At 68.0% G+C, this 18695-nt stretch carries 18 protein-coding genes; 14 read left to right on the top strand and 4 right to left on the bottom strand.

Annotation, left to right across the window (positions count from 1 at the left end; translation table 11 throughout):
• Nucleotides 1–37: 37 nt before the first annotated feature.
• Both DID98_RS27285 and DID98_RS27280 read right to left on the bottom strand, forming a co-directional pair.
• Nucleotides 38–1195 (bottom strand): acyl-CoA dehydrogenase family protein, encoded by a 1158-nt coding sequence (locus DID98_RS27285; RefSeq protein ID WP_044843923.1) that lies wholly within the window; start codon nt 1193–1195, stop codon nt 38–40.
• 3 nt (nt 1196–1198) lie between these two features.
• Entirely contained in the window at nt 1199–1987 is a 789-nt protein-coding gene (locus tag DID98_RS27280) for an enoyl-CoA hydratase/isomerase family protein (RefSeq protein WP_044843924.1), read from the bottom strand.
• A gap of 146 nt (nt 1988–2133) precedes the next feature.
• Between DID98_RS27280 and DID98_RS27275 the strand changes: the two genes are divergently transcribed.
• The 7 genes from DID98_RS27275 to DID98_RS27245 all read left to right on the top strand — a co-directional run bounded on the left by DID98_RS27275 (nt 2134) and on the right by DID98_RS27245 (nt 9397).
• Nucleotides 2134–3297 carry an ABC transporter ATP-binding protein gene (locus DID98_RS27275; protein ID WP_124523806.1) on the top strand — a complete coding sequence of 388 codons (1164 nt, stop codon included), beginning with the start codon at nt 2134–2136 and terminating at the stop codon, nt 3295–3297.
• Between the two features lie 138 nt (nt 3298–3435).
• Nucleotides 3436–4545 carry an ABC transporter substrate-binding protein gene (locus DID98_RS27270; RefSeq protein WP_124523804.1) on the top strand — a complete coding sequence of 370 codons (1110 nt, stop codon included), beginning with the start codon at nt 3436–3438 and terminating at the stop codon, nt 4543–4545.
• Nucleotides 4546–4567: 22 nt separating this feature from the next.
• A complete protein-coding gene (locus tag DID98_RS27265; RefSeq protein ID WP_124488860.1) occupies nt 4568–5443 on the top strand; it encodes an ABC transporter permease in 876 nt (291 codons plus the stop codon).
• Between the two features lie 20 nt (nt 5444–5463).
• On the top strand, nt 5464–6258 hold the full coding sequence (locus tag DID98_RS27260; protein ID WP_124488859.1) for an ABC transporter permease: 795 nt from the start codon (nt 5464–5466) through the stop codon (nt 6256–6258).
• A gap of 41 nt (nt 6259–6299) precedes the next feature.
• A complete protein-coding gene (locus DID98_RS27255) occupies nt 6300–7028 on the top strand; it encodes an NAD(P)H-dependent oxidoreductase (protein ID WP_124523802.1) in 729 nt (242 codons plus the stop codon).
• 61 nt (nt 7029–7089) lie between these two features.
• Nucleotides 7090–7728: a MarC family protein gene (locus DID98_RS27250; protein WP_124523801.1), complete on the top strand. Its 639-nt coding sequence runs from the start codon at nt 7090–7092 to the stop codon at nt 7726–7728.
• Nucleotides 7729–7783: 55 nt separating this feature from the next.
• Complete coding sequence (locus DID98_RS27245; protein WP_124523800.1) at nt 7784–9397, top strand: 5-guanidino-2-oxopentanoate decarboxylase; 1614 nt, start codon at nt 7784–7786, stop codon at nt 9395–9397.
• A gap of 96 nt (nt 9398–9493) precedes the next feature.
• On the opposite strand, the gene DID98_RS27240 is transcribed toward DID98_RS27245, so the two are convergent.
• Nucleotides 9494–10150, bottom strand: a complete 657-nt coding sequence (locus DID98_RS27240) for a TetR family transcriptional regulator C-terminal domain-containing protein (protein WP_260426299.1) — start codon at nt 10148–10150, stop codon at nt 9494–9496.
• Between the two features lie 248 nt (nt 10151–10398).
• Here DID98_RS27240 and DID98_RS27235 point away from each other — a divergent pair, with 248 nt between their 5' ends.
• The 6 genes from DID98_RS27235 (at nt 10399) to DID98_RS27210 (ending at nt 15888) form a co-directional block, all read left to right on the top strand.
• Nucleotides 10399–11184 (top strand): ABC transporter ATP-binding protein, encoded by a 786-nt coding sequence (locus DID98_RS27235; RefSeq protein ID WP_409333460.1) that lies wholly within the window; start codon nt 10399–10401, stop codon nt 11182–11184.
• Between the two features lie 109 nt (nt 11185–11293).
• Nucleotides 11294–12091 (top strand): transporter substrate-binding domain-containing protein, encoded by a 798-nt coding sequence (locus DID98_RS27230; RefSeq protein WP_124488854.1) that lies wholly within the window; start codon nt 11294–11296, stop codon nt 12089–12091.
• Between the two features lie 49 nt (nt 12092–12140).
• Entirely contained in the window at nt 12141–12857 is a 717-nt protein-coding gene (locus DID98_RS27225) for an ABC transporter permease (RefSeq protein WP_044843934.1), read from the top strand.
• Between the two features lie 49 nt (nt 12858–12906).
• A complete protein-coding gene (locus DID98_RS27220) occupies nt 12907–13602 on the top strand; it encodes an ABC transporter permease (RefSeq protein WP_124523798.1) in 696 nt (231 codons plus the stop codon).
• Between the two features lie 52 nt (nt 13603–13654).
• On the top strand, nt 13655–14881 hold the full coding sequence (locus DID98_RS27215; protein ID WP_124523797.1) for a pyridoxal phosphate-dependent aminotransferase: 1227 nt from the start codon (nt 13655–13657) through the stop codon (nt 14879–14881).
• Nucleotides 14878–15888 carry a succinylglutamate desuccinylase/aspartoacylase family protein gene (locus tag DID98_RS27210; protein WP_124523796.1) on the top strand — a complete coding sequence of 337 codons (1011 nt, stop codon included), beginning with the start codon at nt 14878–14880 and terminating at the stop codon, nt 15886–15888. The genes DID98_RS27215 and DID98_RS27210 overlap by 4 nt, the downstream gene beginning before the upstream one ends.
• Nucleotides 15889–15968: 80 nt before the next feature.
• On the opposite strand, the gene DID98_RS27205 is transcribed toward DID98_RS27210, so the two are convergent.
• Nucleotides 15969–16190 (bottom strand): hypothetical protein, encoded by a 222-nt coding sequence (locus tag DID98_RS27205; RefSeq protein ID WP_124522942.1) that lies wholly within the window; start codon nt 16188–16190, stop codon nt 15969–15971.
• A 96-nt stretch (nt 16191–16286) separates the two neighbouring features.
• Between DID98_RS27205 and DID98_RS27200 the strand changes: the two genes are divergently transcribed.
• Nucleotides 16287–18695 carry an ATP-binding protein gene (locus DID98_RS27200; protein ID WP_124523794.1) on the top strand — a complete coding sequence of 803 codons (2409 nt, stop codon included), beginning with the start codon at nt 16287–16289 and terminating at the stop codon, nt 18693–18695.

Here is an 18695-nt window from a genome sequence, read left to right as displayed (position 1 = left end):
GGAAGTCGCGCCGGACGCGCCGGCGCGACGATTCACGTCAGCTGTAGCGTCGGAGGATTTCCTTGGACAGGATATGGCGCTGGATCTCGGACGTGCCTTCCCAGATGCGCTCGATGCGCGCATCGCGCCAGAAGCGCTCGATCGGAAGTTCGTCCATCAGCCCCATGCCGCCGTAGATCTGCACCGCGTGATCGGTCACGCGGCCGAGCGTCTCGGTCGCGAGCAGCTTCGCGAGTGCGGCGTCGCCGTCGGTCATCGTGCCCTGGTCGAGTTTCTGCGCGGTGTACAGCGTGACGAGTTCCGCCGCGCGGATCTCGGTCTGCATGTCCGCGAGCTTGAACGACGTGCCCTGGAAGTCGCCGATGCGCTTGCCGAACTGATGACGCGTCGCGGCCCATTCGGCGGCCATCTCGAACGCACGCTGCGCGCGGCCGATGTTGTTCGCGGCGACCATCACGCGGCCGGCCGTCAGCCAGTCGTTCGCGAGCTCGAAGCCGCGATGCTCTTCGCCGAGGATCTGCGCGGCGCTCACGCGGCAGTCGGAGAGGAAGATCTCCGACTGGTGATAGCCGCGCAGGCTCGTGCAGTGCGGGCCGCGCCGCACGGTCATGCCCGGCGTGTCCTTGTCGATCAGGAAGCAGGTCACGCGCTTGCGCTTCTGGCCGCGCACTTCCTCCTCGCCGGTGACGGCGAACAGGATCACGAAGTCGGCCGTGTCCGCATGACTGATGAAGTGCTTGCTGCCGTTGATCACGTAGTCGTCACCGTCGCGCACCGCGCGCGTGCGGATGCCCATCGCGTCGGAGCCGGCGCCCGGCTCGGTCAGCGCGAAGCAGTCGACGCGCTCGCCGCGCACGGCCGGCTTCAGGTAGCGCTCGACCTGGTCGCCCTTGCACGCCATCAGGATCTTGCTCGGCCGCGCGACGAACACGTGCAGCGCCCAGCTCGTGCGGCCGAGCTCGCGTTCGACGAGCGCCTGCGTCACGTAGTCGAGCCCCGGGCCGCCGGCGCTCTCGGGCATGTTGAACGCATAGAAGCCGAGCTCGAGCGACTTGCGGCGGATCGAGTCGGCGAGTTCGGGCGGCACGTCGTCCGCGCGATCGACCGCGAATTCATGAGGCTGCAGTTCCTTCTCGACGAACTGACGCAGGGACGTCACCAGCATTTCCTGCTCTTGGGTCAGCGAAAAATCCATCGATCATCTCCCGACAAAATGAGGTGCGCGACCTTCGACCGACGCGCGAAGCGCTTCCTGGCCGTCCTCGCTGTGACCGCACGCGACGCCGGCCGCCAGCTCGCCGCGCAGTTGCTCGGCGAGGGTGTGCGTGAGCGATTGCGCGAGCAGCGCTTTGGTATGGCCGAACGCGACGCTCGGCCCTTGCGCCAGACGCGCGGCGAACGCGGCGACGTGCGTTGCGAAATCGTCGGCGTCGACGACTTCGGACACGAGCCCCGCGGCAAGCGCGTCCTGCGCGTTCCAGCGTTCGTTCAGAAAGATGAAGCGGCGTGCGACGTCGGGGCGCGCGATGCGCGGCAGGAACCAGCTTCCGCCCATGTCGGGGCTGTAGCCCATGCCCGTATACCCGCAGCGCAGCGTCGCAGCGGTGCTCGCGATGCGGAAGTCGCACGCGAAGCCGATGTCGGTGCCGGCGCCGACCGTCGAACCGTTCAGCGCGGCGATCGTCGGACGCGGAAATGCGGCGAGCGTCTGCACGAAACGGTGCGCACGCTCGGTCCAGCCGTAGGTGTCGAGTTCGCCGTTGCGCTCGGCCTCGGCCCATTCGTCGACGTCCGCGCCCGCGCAGAACGCGCTGCCGGTGCCGGTCAGTACGACGCAGCGCACGGCCGGATCGTTCGCGAGCGCGTCGAGCGTCTCGCGAAGAAAGTCGAGATGCGGCCGCGCGAGCGAATTGCGTTTCGCCGGGCGGTTCAGGCGAAGGGTCACGACGCCGTCGTGCCGTTCGATTCGAATGTCCTCGATGCTCATGCTGATCACTGTCTCCTGGTTGTTGTGTGTCGGGGTGGTGTCAGAGCCGGCAAGGGTCGCCGCTACTTGCGGACCGCATTTCGGCATAGTATAAGTTCTGTTAAATGAACGTTCAACCCAATTGTGAGTCGACCAGGAGACACACGATGAGCGTGGTGATGGAGACGTCGGCAGGTGTGGAGGACGGCAGGACCGGGGCGCATGCGGCACGCGCGGCGGCGCAGCATGCGGCGAGCGGCGCGGGCCTGCAGATCGATCGCGTGTCGAAGCGCTACGGCAGCGTGCATGCGCTGCGCGAAACGACGATCGACATTCCGCGCGGCGAATTCCTGACGATCCTCGGGCCGTCGGGTTCGGGCAAGACGACGCTGCTGACGATCGTCGCGGGCTTCGAGCATCCGAGCAGCGGGGACCTGCGCGTCGGCGGCCGCAGCATCGTCGCGGTGCCGCCCGAGAAGCGCAACTTCGGGATGGTGTTCCAGGGCTATGCGCTGTTTCCGCACATGACGGTCGAACAGAACGTCGCGTATCCGCTGATGGTGCGCAAGCGGAAAGGGCCCGACGCGGTGAAGCGCGTGAAGGCCGCGCTCGATCTCGTGCGGCTCGGCCATCTTGCCGATCGCCTGCCGCGCCAGTTGTCGGGTGGCCAGCAGCAGCGCGTCGCGATCGCGCGCGCGCTGGTGTTCGATCCCGATCTCGTGCTGCTCGACGAGCCGCTCGGCGCGCTCGACCGCAAGCTGCGCGGCGAGGTGCAGGTCGAGCTGAAGGCGCTGCACGAGCGGCTCGGCGCGACGTTCCTGTTCGTCACGCACGACCAGGAGGAAGCGCTGTCGATGTCGGACCGGATCGCGATCATGCGCGACGGCCGGCTCGAACAGATCGGCACGCCGGACGGGCTCTACGAGCAGCCGGCCAACCGCTTCGTCGCGGACTTCCTCGGCAAGAGCAATTTCATCGAAGGTGTCGCGCTCGGCGGCGATGCTTCGACGACGCATTACCGCGTCGGCGATGCGCGCTTCGTCGCGCCGGCGTGCGGTGCGCGGCCCGACGAGCCGCTGCTGTTCGCGCTGCGCCCGGAGAAGGTCGCGGTGTCGGCGACGTCGTGCGGCGGTGCGCACAACGAAGTCGCGGGTCGCATTCGCCACTGGAGCTATTTCGGTTCGTCGTACCGCTTCGAGATCGAGACGCCGGCGCTCGGCTGCGTGACGGCCGACGTGCCCGCATGGCGCGGGCTCGCGTCACCACGCTGCGGCATGGACGTGTTCGTGCAGTGGGAGCGCGACGCGACGTGCCGGATCGCGGCCGACTGACGCGGCGCACGTTGCATCCCGCGCGAAGCGGCACGAGCCGCCGTCGCCGCCGACTCACCGACTGACGGATTCACCGATTCACCGATGCCCGAAAACGACGAGACGCGTGCGGGCGCTGACCAGCCTGGAGGAGACACCATGACGAACCGCCATCTGCAGGACCTGCTCGACCAAGCACGCGAACTTCAACCGGCGATGTCGCAGCGCCGCCGCGATTTTCTGCGGTTGTGCGCGGCGGCCGGCATCGCGCCGACGCTGCTGTCGCTCGGCGCGAAGGACGCACTCGCGTCGAACCCGAAGGAAATCGTGCTCAGCGCATGGGGCGGCGAAGCGCGTTCGGCGTTCCGCTCCGCGTACATGGACCCGTTCACGAAGTCGAGCGGCATCCGGATGGGCTACGACTCGTCGCCGGAGGACGGCAAGATCAAGGCGATGGTCGAGAACCGGAACGTGATCTGGGACGTGATGGATCTCGACGGCTTCGCGGCGATCAAGCTCGGCAAGCAGGGCTTCCTGCGGCCGATCGACTATTCGGTCGTCGGCCGCAACACGCTGCCGGGGCTCGCATCGGACTTCGGCGTGCCGTCGTACCTGCTGAGTTACGTGCTCGTCTACGACGCGCGCAAGTTCGGCGCGAACCCGCCGAAGAACTGGGCCGATTTCTGGAACGTCGGCAAGTTTCCGGGCAAGCGCGGGCTGTGGAAATGGATGGGCGGCGCGCTCGAAGCCGCGCTGATGGCCGACGGCGTCGACAAGGACAAGGTCTATCCGATCGACGTGCCGCGCGCGCTGAAAAAGCTGAAGGAACTGCGCTCGAACGTGCTGCTGTGGGATTCGGGCGCGGACAGCCTGCAGCTGCTGCGCAACGGCGAAGTCAGCATGGCGTGCATCTGGCATACGCGCGCGAACGTGATCCAGCGCGAGAGCAATGGCCGGTTCCGCTATACGTGGGAGCAGGGGCTCGCGTCGTGCGACGTGTGGGGCGTGCCGAAGAACAATCCGTCGGGCGATGCCGTCTGGCAGTTCATCAAGTTCGTGCAGGGCGTCGAGCCGCAGGTGCGCCTGCTGTCGCTGCTCGGCAACGGGCCGGTGACGCCAGCCGCGACCGCCGCGGTGCCGCAGGCGCTACGCGCCGACAACCCGGGCACGCCGGAGAACTGGGCAAAGCAGTGCAAGGTGAATCCCGAGTGGTGGGCGCAGCACTACGAAGCGACGCTCGCGCAGTACACCGACCTGATGTCGTCCTGAGCCGCCTCGCGAGCGTGACGCCATGAATACCCTGTCTACTCCCGTCGCGGGCGCGGTCCCGCTCGGCCGCGCGAAGGCCGATCGTTACTGGCTGCTCGTCGTGCCGCTGCTCGCGGTGCTGATCGTGCTGTACGTGTATCCGCTCGTGCGTGTGCTGTGGCTCGGCTTCACGGTGCCGGAGCCGGGCCTGCACAACTATGCGCGGCTGCTCGGCAATCACGGCGTGCATCGCGTGCTGTGGACCACGCTGCGCGTGTGCGCGGTCACGACCGTGTGTTCGGTCGCGCTCGGCTATGCGATTGCGTATGCGATGGCGCACGTCGGCCCGCGGCAACGGATGGCGCTGATGTTCGGGCTGCTCGTGCCGTTCTGGGCGTCGGTGCTGGTGCGCGCGTTCTCGTGGCTGTTCCTGCTCGGCGAGCAGGGGCTCGTCAACACGCTGCTGCTGCGCATCGGGCTGATCGACGCGCCGCTGCCGCTGATGCGCAACGAGGTCGGCGTCGTGATCGGGATGATCCACTTCATGATTCCGTACGCGGTGCTGCCGCTGTACGCGAACATGAAGGGCATCGATCCGCAGCTCGCGCGTGCCTCGCAGGGGCTCGGCGCGGGCGCGTTCGTCACGTTCCGCAAGGTGTATTTCCCGCAGACGCGACCGGGCATCGTCGGCGCGGCGATCCTCGTGTTCATCTTCTCGCTCGGCTTCTACGTGACGCCGGTGATACTCGGCGGCGGCCGCACCGTGATGATCGCCGAATACATCAGCACGCAGATCCTGCAGCTCGTGAACTGGGGCAGCGGGGCGGCGCTCGCGTCGCTGCTGCTGGCGTCGATCCTGGCCGCGCTCGCGCTGCTCGCGCGTTTCGTCGACCTGCGCGAGCTGTTCGGCGCGCGCTGACCCGAACGGAGGAGGTTCCGATGAACACCCGAATGACCGCAGGACGCGCGCTCGTGGTCGGTATCGCGTGGGCCGCGATCTTGTTCCTGATGCTGCCGCTGCTCGTGTCGGTGCCCGTCTCGCTGACGCCGAGCGACTACCTGTCGATGCCGGACGGCGCGCTGTCGCTGCGGCACTACCGCGTGCTGCTCGACGACGACGGCTGGGTGTCGAGCTTTCTGCAAAGCGGGCTGATCGCGCTGGTGTCGTCGGCGATCTCGGTCGCGCTCGGCACGCTGTGCGCGATCGGGCTGTGGAAAGTCGCGTCGCGGCGCGGCGAGTTCGTGCGCGGCGTGATCCTGTTCCCGCTGATCGTGCCGCCGATCGTGTCGGCGCTCGCGTTCTACCGGCTGTGGGGCGAACTCGGGATGCTCGACAGCTATCCCGCCGCGATCCTGTCGCACGTCGTGCTGTCGGTGCCCTACGTCGTGGTGGCGGTTTCGGCATCGCTCGCGACCGTCGGGCTGCGCATCGAGCAGGCATCGCGCAGCCTCGGTGCGAACGTCGCGCAGACGCTGCGCTACGTGATCCTGCCGTCGATCCGGCCGGGCGTGCTGTCGGCCGCGGTGTTCGCGTTCATCCTGTCGTGGGACGAGCTCGTCGTCACGCTGTTCATCTCGAGCCGGAACGTCTATACGCTGCCGCGCCGCATGTGGGACGGGATGCGCGAGAACGTCGATCCGGCGATCGCGTCGGTATCCACGCTTTTGCTCGTCGCGACCTGCGTCGCGATCGGCCTGTCGCTGCTGCGCAAGCGTGCGGCCGGATCCGTCTGAATCCAGCAGTTCAACGTTACGTCGCGGAGAAAACTCGCACCATGAAAGTCCTGATCGTTCACGCCCATCCCGAACCGCAGTCGTTCACGACGTCGATGCTGCACCGCGCGGTGAGCACGCTCGAAGCGCAGGGGCATACCGTGACGGTGTCCGACCTGTACGCGATGCAGTGGAATCCGGTCGCGAGCGCGGCCGATTTCGGCGTGCGCAAGAACCCCGACTATCTCGTCTACGCGCTGGAGCAGCGCGAGAACGTCGCCGCGCACGCGATCGCGCCGGACATTGCCGCGGAACTCGACAAGCTTGCCGCGTGCGACCTGCTGATCCTGAGCTTTCCGCTGTTCTGGTGCTCGGTGCCGGCGATCATGAAAGGCTGGATCGACCGCGTGCTCGTGTCGGGCAAGGTGTACGGCGGCGTGCGCTTCTACGATCGCGGCGGGATGCGCGGCAAGCGCGCGCTGCTTGCCTATACGTGCGGCGGCCGAGACTACATGTTCGGTGCGGACGGCGTGCACGGCGAAATGGACCTGATGCTGCGCCACGTGTTGCGCGGCACGCTCGGCTACGCGGGCTTCGACGTGCTGCCGTCGTTCGTCGGCTATCACGTGCCGTACATCGGCGACGCGGAGCGCGCGGCCGTGCTGGAACGCTACGACGCCTATCTCGCAGAAATCGACCGGCACGAACCGATGGCGTTTCCGACGCTCGACGATTTCGATGGCGACATGCGGCCGCGCGAACGCGCGCCGCAGGACGCCACGCAGGATTGATCACGCCCGGCCGCGTCGCCACCGCGCCGCTTATCCACCCGACCGCATGTGAGTTCGAGCGATGACCCTGACGTCGAGCGACGTGCTGCTGTTCCTGACCGGGCTCCTGACGCTGTTCTGTCCGCCCGTCGCGATCCCGATGTATGCGGCCGTCACCGGGCATTTTCCCGACGTGACACAGCGGCAGATCGCGTTCAGGCTGTTCGCGTGGATCGCGGCGCTGATGATCGGCGCGGTGTGGGGCGGCCAGTTCCTGTTGCGCATGCTCGGTCTCACGCTCGGTGCGCTGACGCTGACGGGCGGCCTCGTGCTGTGCCTGTGGTCGATTCCGATGATGCGCGGCACGGCGAACGACGAGCGCAGCGGCGGCGACACGCGGCTAGAGTATGCGCAATGGCGCAGCTACATCGCGGTGCCGCTGATCTTCCCGCTGTCGATCGGCAGCGCGGTGATGTCGCTCGTGATCACGACCGCGACGCGCTTTCATACGCCGGCCGACCTGCTGGCGCTGAGCGCGGCGTGCGTGCTGCACGCGGGCGTGATCGGGCTCACGTATGCGTGCTCGGCGTCGTGGTGCCGGCGGCTCGGCGAGATCGGCAGGACGCTGGTCGAGCGGCTGTCGGGCATCGTGCTGACCGCGATCGCGTTCCAGATGCTCGCGCAGGGCGTGCGCGAACTGTTGCCGGGGCTCGCGCATTGACGGCCTCACGGGGCCGCGCGCGATCCACCTCCTTACCCTGAACGATGGAAATCACATGAAAACAGTAGGCATGTACCTGGTCGACCTTCTCGCCGCCTACGGCGTCGACACGGTGTTCGGCATTCCCGGCGTGCATACGATCGAGCTGTACCGCGGGCTCGCCGGCAGCGCGCTGCGCCACGTGAGTGCGCGCCACGAGCAGGGCCTCGGCTTCATGGCGGACGGCTATGCGCGCGCGACCGGCAAGCCCGGCGTGTGTTTCGTGATCACCGGCCCCGGGATGACGAACATCGCGACGTCGATGGCGCAGGCGTATGCGGATTCGATTCCGATGCTGGTGATTTCGAGCGTCAACGCGTCCGGCGACATCGGCTCCGGCAACGGCCATCTGCACGAACTGCCGGACCAGCATGCGTTCGCGCAGAACATCGCCGCGTTCAGCTACACGGTGCCGCGCGCCGACGCGCTGCCGCAGGCGATCGCGCGCGCGTTCGCGGTGTTCTCGGGCGGCCGGCCGCGCCCCGTGCATCTGCAGATTCCGCTCGACGTGCTCGCGGCGCCGGCCGATGCATTGCCGCCGGTGACGGCCGTGCCGCCGCGCATCACGCCCGGCCCCGCATCGGCCGACGGCATCGACGCACTGCGTGCGAAGGCCGCCGCCGCGCGCGCGCCATTGATTCTCGCGGGCGGCGGCGCGCTCGACGCGGCCGCCGACGTGCGCTGGCTCGCGGAGACGCTCGACGCGCCGGTCGTGATGACGATCAACGGGCGCGGCGTGTTGCCGAGCGCGCATCCGCTTGGCGTGTCGTGGTCGGCGTCGGGCGACGCGGTGCGCGCGCTGATGCGCGACAGCGACCTGATCGTCGCGCTCGGCACCGAGCTCGGCCCGACCGATTACGACCTGTATGCGACGCGCAGCTTCTCGATGCCCGCGCCGCTCGTGCGGATCGACATCGATCCGCAGCAGCTGTGCCGCAATGCGGTGCCCGCGCTGCCGCTGCTCGGCGACGTCGGCGAAACGCTGCGCGCGCTGCGGCGCGTGTGGCCGGCCGATGAGCGGGCGCGCAGCGAAGGCCACGGCGATGGCGATGGCGTCGAGCGGGCGGCGGTGTGCCGTGCGGCGGCGCGGCAGGAACTCAACGACGAAATGCGGCGCGATCTCGCGCTGCTCGACAGTGTGCGCGACGCGCTGCCCGATGCGGCGCTCGTCGGCGATTCGACGCGGATCGTCTATGCGGGCAACGTCGGCTTCGCGGCGTCGCGTCCGCGCAGCTGGTTCAACGCGTCGGTCGGCTTCGGCTCGCTGGGCTACGGGCTGCCGGCCGCGGTCGGCGCGAGCCTCGGCGATGCATCGCGGCCGGTGGTCTGCCTCGCCGGCGACGGCGGGTTCCAGTACACGCTCGCCGAACTCGGCACCGCGGTGCAGCATCGCGCGCGCGTGATCGTCGTACTGCTGAACAACGGCGGTTACGGAGAGATCAAGCGTGCGATGGTCGACGGCGGCGTCGAGCCGGTCGGCGTGGATCTGCATACGCCCGATTTCGTCGCGCTCGCGCGCGCGTATGGATGGGGTGCGCAGCGAGTCGAAGAGGGTGCGTCGCTGGCCGGTGCGCTCGGCGAAGCGGCCGCGCACGACGCGCCGTACCTGATCGAGATTCGCGCGGCCTGAAAATGCGAACGGCCTCGCGATGCGAGGCCGTCGTGCCGGTTGCGGCGCGAGTGCGGCGCGAGTGCGCCGGCTTGCCGGCGAGGCGCGTTGCGTGCGTTACGCGCGCTTGCGCGCCGTCTTCGGCGGCGGCAGGAACGAATCGACGACGCGCAGGCAGCTCGTCAGCGCGTCTTCCGCGGTGAACGACGTGGGGTCGCGCGCGAGTTCGAGCCAGAAGCCGTCGATCACCGCCGTCACCGTCAGCGCGGCGAGCTCGCTGTCGACGGTGCCGCCGCGCACTTCCGCGATCTGGTCGAACAACTTCTTCAACGCCTGCCGGTAGCCGGCATACAGCTCCTTGTGCGCCTTGCGGATCACCGGATCGCTGTGCGCGACGCTCCAGAAGCCGAGCCAGACCTTCACGTTCTTCGGCGCGAACACCGGCGCGGCGAAACACACCTTGATGATCGCGTCGAGCTTGTCCTCGGGGCCCGTCGCGTTCGCGGCGGCCGCGCGCGACACGTCGAGCAGGTCGGCCGCGAGCCGCTTGTAGGTCTGCGCCATCAGCTCGTCTTTCGACTGGAAGTGATGGTTGATCAGCCCGCGCGACACCTTCGCTTCCGCGCAGATGCGGTCGATCGTGGTTTCCGAATAGCTGTAGCGCGCGATGCAGCGCATCGTCGCGTCGATGATCGATTGCTGCCGCACCGCGGGTGTTTCTCGGATGCCGCGGCTGCGGGTCTGAACCGGTGCGCTGCCAGAAGTCTTTTTCACGGGGTGACCTTACGGAATCGTCATGGCACCGATTATAGGGGAGTGTCGGACGCTTGTTCAATTACAGCGATGGAACCCGCGAAAACCCTTGCTTCCGGATTATTGAAATCTGTTGAACCCTTGTTCAACAGAGCCTATACTCGACTCCACATGAGGTTGGTCGGCCATTCAACAAGACGCCGCGATCCCGCGCGGGACGGGCGTGAGAATTCGACACAGGAGACAGCATGTTGGCGCGGGCGGAGAGCGTGAAGACGGCGGTCGAGGAGCGCGTGCAGGTGACGGACCTGCACAAGCGGTTCGGCGAGCTGGAGGTGTTGAAGGGCGTGTCGCTGAGCGCGCGCGAAGGCGAAGTGATCTCGCTGATCGGCGCGAGCGGCTCGGGCAAGAGCACGCTGCTTCGCTGCATCAACCTGCTCGAGACGCCGACCCGCGGGCGCATCGTCGTCGATGGCGAGGAGATCGGGCTGAAGCTCGACCGCAAGGGCCGCACCGTGCCGACCGATCCGCGCCAGGTCGAACGCATTCGCACGCGGCTCGGCATGGTGTTCCAGAGCTTCAATCTGTGGGCGCACCGCACGGTGCTCGAGAACGTGATCGAGATGCCCGTGCACGTGCTGCGCGAACCGCGCGCCGAAGCGCTCGCGCGCGCCGAGCAGCTGCTCGAACGCGTCGGCCTCGCCGACAAGCGCAACGTCTATCCGGCGTTCCTGTCCGGCGGCCAGCAGCAGCGTGTCGCGATCGCGCGCGCGCTCGCGATGCGGCCGAAAGTGATGCTGTTCGACGAGCCGACTTCCGCGCTCGATCCCGAACGCGTCGGCGAAGTGCTGAAGGTGATCCGCGATCTCGCGTGCGAAGGCCGCACGATGATCCTCGTCACGCACGAGATGGCATTCGCGCGCGACGTGTCGAACAAGGTGCTGTTCCTGCACGAGGGACGCGTCGAGGAGAGCGGCGCGCCGGCCGAGATCTTCGATGCGCCGCAGAGCGAACGCTGCCGCCAGTTCGTCAACGCGCACCGGCAACGTCACTGAACCGATGGCACGGCCCGCGCCTGCCTGCCTGCGCGGCCGGCCGCACCGATGCCGGCCACACCGATACCGGCCGTACCGATTTCGTATCTTTCCAGCCAGGAGTCCGACCATGAAGCGTGTCGTTCGCAGTCTGCTGTGCCTGTTGAGTCTCGTTCTCGCGGCGCTTGCGCCGTTCGGTTCCGCGCACGCGTCGCCGGGCGTGCTGCGCTTCGGCGTCGCCGCCGAGCCGTATCCGCCGTTCCTGATGAAAAGCCCGACCGGGCAGTGGAGCGGCTTCGAGGCCGACCTGATCCGCGCTGTGTGCGAGCAGATGAAGGCGAAGTGCGAGATCAAGGAAGTCGCGTGGGACGGCATCATCCCGGCGCTGCTCAGCGACAAGATCGACGTGATCTTCAACTCGATGTCGATCACGCCGGAACGCCAGAAGGTGATTGCGTTCTCGCGGCCGTACTACGAGACGCCGGGCACCTTCGTCGGCGCGAAGAACCAGAAGCTCACGCTGACGCCGGACGGCCTGAAGGGCAAGGTGATCGGCGTGCAGGGTTCGACCGCGAACGCCGAGTTCATCAAGATGGCGTACGGCAAGACGGCGACGGTGCGGCTCTACAACACGCAGGACGATTGCAACTCGGACCTCGTCGCGGGCCGCATCGACACGATGTATCTCGACCAGCTCGGCATTCTCGACTTCCTGAAGTCGAAGGACGGTGCGACGTTCGAGCTGAAAGGCCCCGGCAGCGTGAAGATGGATCCGGCGATCTTCGGCTACGGCGTCGGCGCGGGAATGCGCAAGGCCGATGCGCCGCTCAAGCAGCAGATGGACCAGGCGCTCGAGCAGCTGCATGCGTCGGGCAAGTACGCGCAGATCGCGAAGAAGTATTTCCCGATCGACCTCTGGCCGCACTGATCGCACGATTTCGCGCCGACGGGCGCCACGCACGGACGGAGGAGGCGGCATGGACGGTTGGGGATGGGTGAGCTACCTGGGCATGGACCCGGACGGCTGGGGCGTCGCGCTGCTGCAGGGCGCGGGCGTGACGCTCGAGATTTCGCTCGGCGCGTTCGTCGTCGGCATCGTGCTCGGGCTCCTGGGCGCGGTCGCGAAGCTGTCCGGCGTGCGCGCGTTCGAGCGGCTCGCGCAGGGCTACACGACGCTGTGCCGCGCGGTGCCCGAACTGCTGCTGATCCTGCTGCTCTACTACGCTGGCACCGACGCGATCAACCTGCTGATGACGGCGATCGGCGTCGGGCCGGTCGCGGTCAACGGCTTCGCGGCCGCGGTGATCGTGCTCGGCATCGTGCAGGGCGCGTATGCGGCCGAGATCATCCGCGGTGCGATCCTCGCGATCCCGTACGGGCAGATCGAAGCCGCGCGCGCGTTCGGCGCGCCGCCGGCGCTCGTGTTCCGCCGCGTGACGCTGCCCGCGATGGCACCGTATGCACTGGCCGGCTTCACGAACCTGTGGCTGATCCTCGTGAAGGACAGCGCGCTGATCAGCGTGGTCGGCTACAGCGAGCTGCTCTACACCGCGAAGCAGGCGGCCGGTTCGACGCGCGAGTACCTGCACTACTACCTGATGGTCGCGGCCGTGTATTTCGCGATCACGTCGCTGTCGGGCATGCTGTTCCGCGAGATCGAGCGGCGCTTCGGCCGCTGGATGCCCGCATCGTGACCCACGTCCCGCCTTTCCACGCATCTTTCGACCGAACCGGATCAATGTCATGGATCTGAGCGTACTGTCTTCCTACGGAGCGCTGCTGCTGCTCGGCGTGCTGACCACCGTCAAGCTGCTCGTCGTGTCGGCCGTATTCGGCTTCGGGCTCGCGATCGCCGTCGCGTTCGCGCGGCTGTCGGGCAATGCAGTCGTCGCGCGCGTGAGCAAGGCGTTCACCGAAGTGATCCGCGGCACGCCGCTGCTCGTGCAGATCTACCTGATCTACTATGGTGTCGGCTCGCTGTTCGCCGGCTGGCCCGCGCTGCGCGACAGCGTGCTGTGGCCGTTCCTGCGCGACGGCTTCTGGTATGTCGCGTTCGCGCTGGTGATCAGCGTCGGCGCGTACGTCGGCGAAGTGCTGCGCGCCGGGCTGCGCGGTGTGCCGAAGGGCGAGATCGAGGCCGCGCGCGCGATGGGGATGCGCCCGTCGATGATCGCGCGGCGCGTGTGGCTGCCGCGCGCGATCCAGATCCTGCTGCCGACGCTCGCGGGCGAGACGGTGATGCTGCTGAAATCGACCGCGCTCGCGTCGACGGTCGCGGTGATGGACGTGCTCGGCGCCGCGAACTACATCCGCGCGCAGACCTTGCGGACCTACGAGCCGCTGCTGGCGATCGCGGTGATCTACGTCGTGCTCGCGTTCGCGATCGAGCGCGCGTTCGGCCGGCTCGAGCGGCGTGTGCCGGTGCGCATGCCGCGTTGAACGAACCCTTGATGGCGCGGCGGCCGGGCGGGCGCCGCGCGCCGGAGAACACATGAACTATTCGAAGCTGGTCGAGCGCCTGCAGGGCAAGCGCACGACCGCCTGGGACATTCATTACGCGGCGCAGGCGGCCGTCGCGGCCGGCGAGCCGGCGATCGTGCTGAGCGTCGGCGATCCGGATTTCCCGACCCCCGACGTGATCGTCGAACGCGCGGTGACCGCGCTGCGCGGCGGCGATACGCACTACAGCGAAGTGCGCGGGCGCGCCGAGCTGCGCGCGGCGATCGCGCGCGAGCATGCGAAGGCGTGCGGGCAGGCGGTCGGCGCCGAGCACGTGATCGTGACGGCCGGCGCGCAGAACGCGCTGTTCGCGATGGCGCTGTGCCTGTGCGAGGCTGGCGACGAGGTGCTCGTGCCGGAGCCGATGTACCTCACGTACGAAGCCAGCGTGCGCGCGTCGGGCGCGACGCTCGTGCCGGTGCCGGTCGATGCGGCTCGCGGTTTTCATCTCGACGTCGACGCGCTCGCAGCGGCCGTGACGCCGCGCACGAAGGCGATCTTCTTCGCGACGCCGTGCAATCCGACCGGCGTCGTGATGCCGCGCGCCGATCTCGAACGGATCGCGCGGCTCGCATGCGAGCGCGACCTGTGGGTCGTGTCCGACGAGGTCTACGCGGAGCTGACGTTCGAGCGCGACATGGTCAGCATCGCGTCGCTCCCGGGGATGGCCGAGCGCACGGTGACGATCGGCAGCCTGTCGAAATCGCATGCGATGCCGGGCTGGCGGGTCGGCTGGGCGATCGGCCCGATCGAGCTGATCGAGCATGCGGAACGGCTCGCGCTGTGCATGCTGTACGGACTGCCCGGCTTCGTCCAGCAGGCGGCCGTGACCGCGCTCGACAACAAGGCCACGATCGTCGCCGACATGCGCGAGCTGTATCGGCGCCGCCGCGACCTCGCGTACGCGCGCCTGCGCGACGTCCCGGGGCTGCGCTGCCTGCTGCCGGAAGCCGGGATGTTCATGATGGTCGACGTGCGCGGCACGGGGCTGGATGCGAACGCTTTCACGTGGGGGCTGTTCCGCGCAAAGCAGGTCGCGCTGCTCGATGCGAGCGCGTTCGGCGAAACGGCGTCGGGCTTCGTGCGCTTCGGCTTCGTCGTCGACGATGCGAAGCTCGCCGACGCGTGCGAGCGCATCGCGGCATTCGTCGCAAGCCTCGGCGGGAACGCGCGCGGCGTCGTGATGCATATCCGGAACCGGAAGGAGGAGCGACGATGATCGAAACGCTGACGTGGCAGGTGCCGGGCGACGGCGGCCAGCCGCTCGCGATCCGCGCGTGGCGGCTGTCGGGCGGCGACGGGCCGCGCGTACTCCTGCAGGCCGGCGTGCATGCGGACGAGATCGCCGGCATGCTCGTGCTGCACCGGTTGCTGCCGCAACTTTGTGCGGCCCACGATCGCGGCGCGCTGCGCGGCACGGTGACGGTCGTGCCGCAGGCGAATCCGCTCGGGCTCGCGCAGTTCCGGCAAGGGCGGCTGCTCGGCCGCTTCCACGACGCGACGCACCGCAATTTCAACCGGCACTTTCACGAATCGGCTGCGGCGCGCCGGCCCGCGACGACGTTCGCCGCGTGGCAGCGCACGGTGTTCGACGCCGCGTGCGACGCCGACATTGTGCTCGATCTGCATACCGATTCCGAGGCGCTGCCGTACGTATACCTGCATCGCGATCTGTGGCCGGCCGGCCGCGATCTCGCGGCCGCGCTCGGCGTGGACGTCGCGATCCTGTGGGACGAGGACGACGACGGCGCGTTCGAAGGCGCGATTGCCGCGCACTGGGCGCGCAACGGCGGTTTGCGCGAGCGACTCGTCGCGACGATCGAACTGCGCGGCCAATCCGACGTGTCCGACACGCTCGCAGAACGCGATGCCGACGGCATCCTTGCGTTCCTGCGCGGCCGCGGCGTGATCGCGGAACCGGCCGGCGTGCGCGACTGGCATGGCGACGCCGTGCCGATCGCGCACATGGAAACCGTGCTCGCGCCGGTGTCGGGCGTGCTCGTGTACGAACGCGAACTCGGCGCGACGGTCGAGGCCGGCGAGCGCATCGCGCGGATCGTCGCGCTGCCGGGCGTGCCCGGCAGCGAGCACGTGCTGGTGGCGCCGCAAGCCGGGCGCATCGTCACGCGCAATCGCGAGCGGCTGGTCGCGCAGGGCGACGTCGCGTTGAAGCTGACCGGGTCGCGGCCGTCGGCAGGCTGGTCGGGCGGTGCGCTCGACCCGTGAGCGGCAATGATGCGGCCCGCCGGTCCGGCTCGCGCATGATCTCCGTTATCGCGCGTGAATGACTGCCCGAGCGATTCGATTCACGGATAATGCGCAAACGTTTCACCGGTATTCGGCCGGATTGAATTGCCGAATCGAGAATCGAAGAATAAATTTCCGGATGCGATTATTCCGCGCTGCCCGGCAAGCGGCCAGAGCCCAGATGCGCCGAAGGTTAACGGCTCATTCGCGGAAAACTTTAGGATTTTCCCGTCGCAATTAATCATTGCGATTTCCTCAACGGCCGATTGATTTTCAGTCATCGGACGGTCATACACCATCCCCGATAATTCGCCGCTCACATTCTTTCAATAGGCCAGAGCGCGATCGAAGCCGGATCGCTGCGGGGAGCTGTACTCATGACCATCCGTCATCGCATTACGCTGCTAGTCGTCCTGACGTTTTTCGCGTTGTCCGCGATCGGCGTGTACGCCGTGTACCAGACGCGCAAGAGCGCGTCCGAGGTGCGTCAGGTTACCCAGGGAATCGTGCCGAGCGCGCTCGCGTCGGCGGATCTCGTCGCCGACGTGAAGAACATCCAGATCGCGACGATGACGCTGGTGTACGCGCCCGACGCGAACACCGCCGCGCAGGCGCGCGACGAACTGAAGGCGAAGCAGGGTGCGCTGCGCGCCGCGCTCGACGCCCAGGCGAAATCGGCGGTCGGCCGCGCGCAGGAAGGCCTCGTCGCGCAGGCGAAGGACAGCGCCGCGAACTACTTCGCCGCGATCGACGACACCGTGAAGATGAAGACCGACGGCAAGCCCGAGATGGCGCAGGCGTACCTGTTCGCGAACGTCGCGCAGTATCGCGACGAACTCGAAAGCATCGTCGACACGCTGCGCGTCGAGAAGAACCGCCAGAAGGACGACGCGATCCGTGCGCTGAACGGCATGCTCGCGACGACGGCCACCGCGATCGCGGGGGTGGCGGGCACGGTGGTCGTGCTGCTGACCGCGCTCGGCTTCGTGCTGTATCGCCAGATCACGCGTCCGCTGATCGGGATGCAGACGGCGATGAGCGAGATCGCGACGAGCCAGGACTTCACGCGCCGCGTGCCGGTGGGCCGGATGGACGAGATCGGCCATTCGATCGTCGCGTTCAACGGGATGATCGAGAAGATCCAGGAGAACGCCGCGCAACTGAAGCAGAAGACGGCCGACATCCAGGCGATGCTGCAGAACATGCAGCAGGGGATCCTGACCGTCGTCGAAGGCGGGGTCGTGCATGCGGAGTATTCGGCTTACCTCGAAACCATCTTCGAAACGCACGACATCGCCGGCCGCGACCTGATGGCACTCGTGTTCGACGATTCGGGCATCGGTTCCGACGCGCGCTCGCAGGTCGACGCGGCCGTGCATGCGTGCCTCGGCGAGGACAGCATGAACTTCGCGTTCAACGAGCACCTGCTCGTCAACGAAGTCGCGAAGCGGATGCCGGACGGCCGCGAGAAATGGCTCGACCTGAGCTGGTCGGCGATCACCGACGAGACCGACACGGTCGTGCGGCTGATGCTGTGCGTGCGCGACGTGACGGAGATTCGCGAGCTGACCGCGCAGGCCGGCGAGCAGCAGCGCCGCCTCGAGATGATCGGCGAGATCCTGTCGATCAGCCAGGACAAGTTCCACGACTTCGTGCACAGCGCGAAGGGTTTCCTCAGCGAGAACGAGCGGATGATCCGCCAGCACGAACGCGCGGATCACTCGATCGTCGCGGCGCTGTTTCACAACATGCACACGATCAAGGGCAATGCGCGCACGTATAGCCTGCAGCACCTGACCAACATCGTGCACGAAGCGGAGCAGGCGTACGAATCGCTGCGCCGCGCCGACGGCGGCCCCGAGTGGAACCGCGATGCGCTGATGGACGACCTCGCCCGCGTGCGCGAGGCGGTCGACCGCTACGCGACGATCAACGCGGTCACGCTCGGCCGCCACGGCGAGGCGGCGCAGCATGGCGGCGCCGACTACCTGATGGTCGAGCGCGCGCATATCAGCGAGAGCCTGCGCATGCTCGACGGCGCCGACCCGGCGAACGCGGGCGACTGGCACGCGGCGCGCGATTCGGTGCGCCGCCTGTTGAGCCAGTTCGGCACGCAGGGCATCGGCGATGCGCTGGGCGGCGTGATCGAATCGCTGCCGTCGCTCGCGGCCGAACTCGGCAAGCCGGCGCCCGTCGTGCATATCGACAGCAACGGCCATCGCGTGCGCAGCGAGATCGGCGCGACGCTGACGAACGTGTTCATGCACCTGCTGCGCAACGCGATCGACCACGGCATCGAAACGTCCGACGAGCGTCGCGCGGCCGGCAAGGCGCCGGCCGGCAAGATCGACATCGCGGTCGACGTCGACGGCGAGGCACTGCGCTTCGTGCTCGCCGACGACGGCCGCGGCCTCGCGCTCGACCGGATTCGCGGGATCGCGCGCGAGCGCGGCTGGATCGACGCCGGCAACGAAGCCGGGTTGACCGACGAAGCCGTGGCCGAACTGATCTTCCGCCCGGGCTTCTCGACCGCGCGCGCGGTGACCGAGGTATCGGGGCGCGGCGTCGGGATGGACGCGGTGCGCAACTTCCTGAAGCGCGACGGCGGCGATATCGCGCTGCGCTTTACCGACGATCGCGTCGGCGCGTCGTATCGCGCGTTCGAGACGATCGTGTCGCTGCCGGCGCGTTTCGCGGCGGACGGTGCGGTCAACGGCGTGGCCAACGCTGCGGTGCGCGAAATCGGGCAGCCGGTGCACGCCGTGAACGTCGACGCAACGGAGTGA

This window comes from Burkholderia sp. Bp8984, from assembly GCF_003853755.1.
Taxonomy (GTDB): Bacteria; Pseudomonadota; Gammaproteobacteria; order Burkholderiales; family Burkholderiaceae; genus Burkholderia.
The sequence above is the reverse complement of the archived record's forward strand: the minus strand, read 5'-3'. Positions and strand labels throughout refer to the sequence as shown.

Coding starts and splice junctions, on each gene's coding strand:
- DID98_RS27220 (WP_124523798.1), top strand. CDS start 12,907: ATGGATCTGAGCGTACTGTCTTCCTACGGAGCGCTGCTGCTGCTCGGC.
- DID98_RS27225 (WP_044843934.1), top strand. CDS start 12,141: ATGGACGGTTGGGGATGGGTGAGCTACCTGGGCATGGACCCGGACGGC.
- DID98_RS27265 (WP_124488860.1), top strand. CDS start 4,568: ATGAATACCCTGTCTACTCCCGTCGCGGGCGCGGTCCCGCTCGGCCGC.
- DID98_RS27285 (WP_044843923.1), bottom strand. CDS start 1,195: ATGGATTTTTCGCTGACCCAAGAGCAGGAAATGCTGGTGACGTCCCTG.
- DID98_RS27270 (WP_124523804.1), top strand. CDS start 3,436: ATGACGAACCGCCATCTGCAGGACCTGCTCGACCAAGCACGCGAACTT.
- DID98_RS27260 (WP_124488859.1), top strand. CDS start 5,464: ATGAACACCCGAATGACCGCAGGACGCGCGCTCGTGGTCGGTATCGCG.
- DID98_RS27280 (WP_044843924.1), bottom strand. CDS start 1,987: ATGAGCATCGAGGACATTCGAATCGAACGGCACGACGGCGTCGTGACC.
- DID98_RS27205 (WP_124522942.1), bottom strand. CDS start 16,190: ATGACTGAAAATCAATCGGCCGTTGAGGAAATCGCAATGATTAATTGC.
- DID98_RS27245 (WP_124523800.1), top strand. CDS start 7,784: ATGAAAACAGTAGGCATGTACCTGGTCGACCTTCTCGCCGCCTACGGC.
- DID98_RS27210 (WP_124523796.1), top strand. CDS start 14,878: ATGATCGAAACGCTGACGTGGCAGGTGCCGGGCGACGGCGGCCAGCCG.
- DID98_RS27255 (WP_124523802.1), top strand. CDS start 6,300: ATGAAAGTCCTGATCGTTCACGCCCATCCCGAACCGCAGTCGTTCACG.
- DID98_RS27200 (WP_124523794.1), top strand. CDS start 16,287: ATGACCATCCGTCATCGCATTACGCTGCTAGTCGTCCTGACGTTTTTC.
- DID98_RS27250 (WP_124523801.1), top strand. CDS start 7,090: ATGACCCTGACGTCGAGCGACGTGCTGCTGTTCCTGACCGGGCTCCTG.
- DID98_RS27275 (WP_124523806.1), top strand. CDS start 2,134: ATGAGCGTGGTGATGGAGACGTCGGCAGGTGTGGAGGACGGCAGGACC.
- DID98_RS27230 (WP_124488854.1), top strand. CDS start 11,294: ATGAAGCGTGTCGTTCGCAGTCTGCTGTGCCTGTTGAGTCTCGTTCTC.
- DID98_RS27215 (WP_124523797.1), top strand. CDS start 13,655: ATGAACTATTCGAAGCTGGTCGAGCGCCTGCAGGGCAAGCGCACGACC.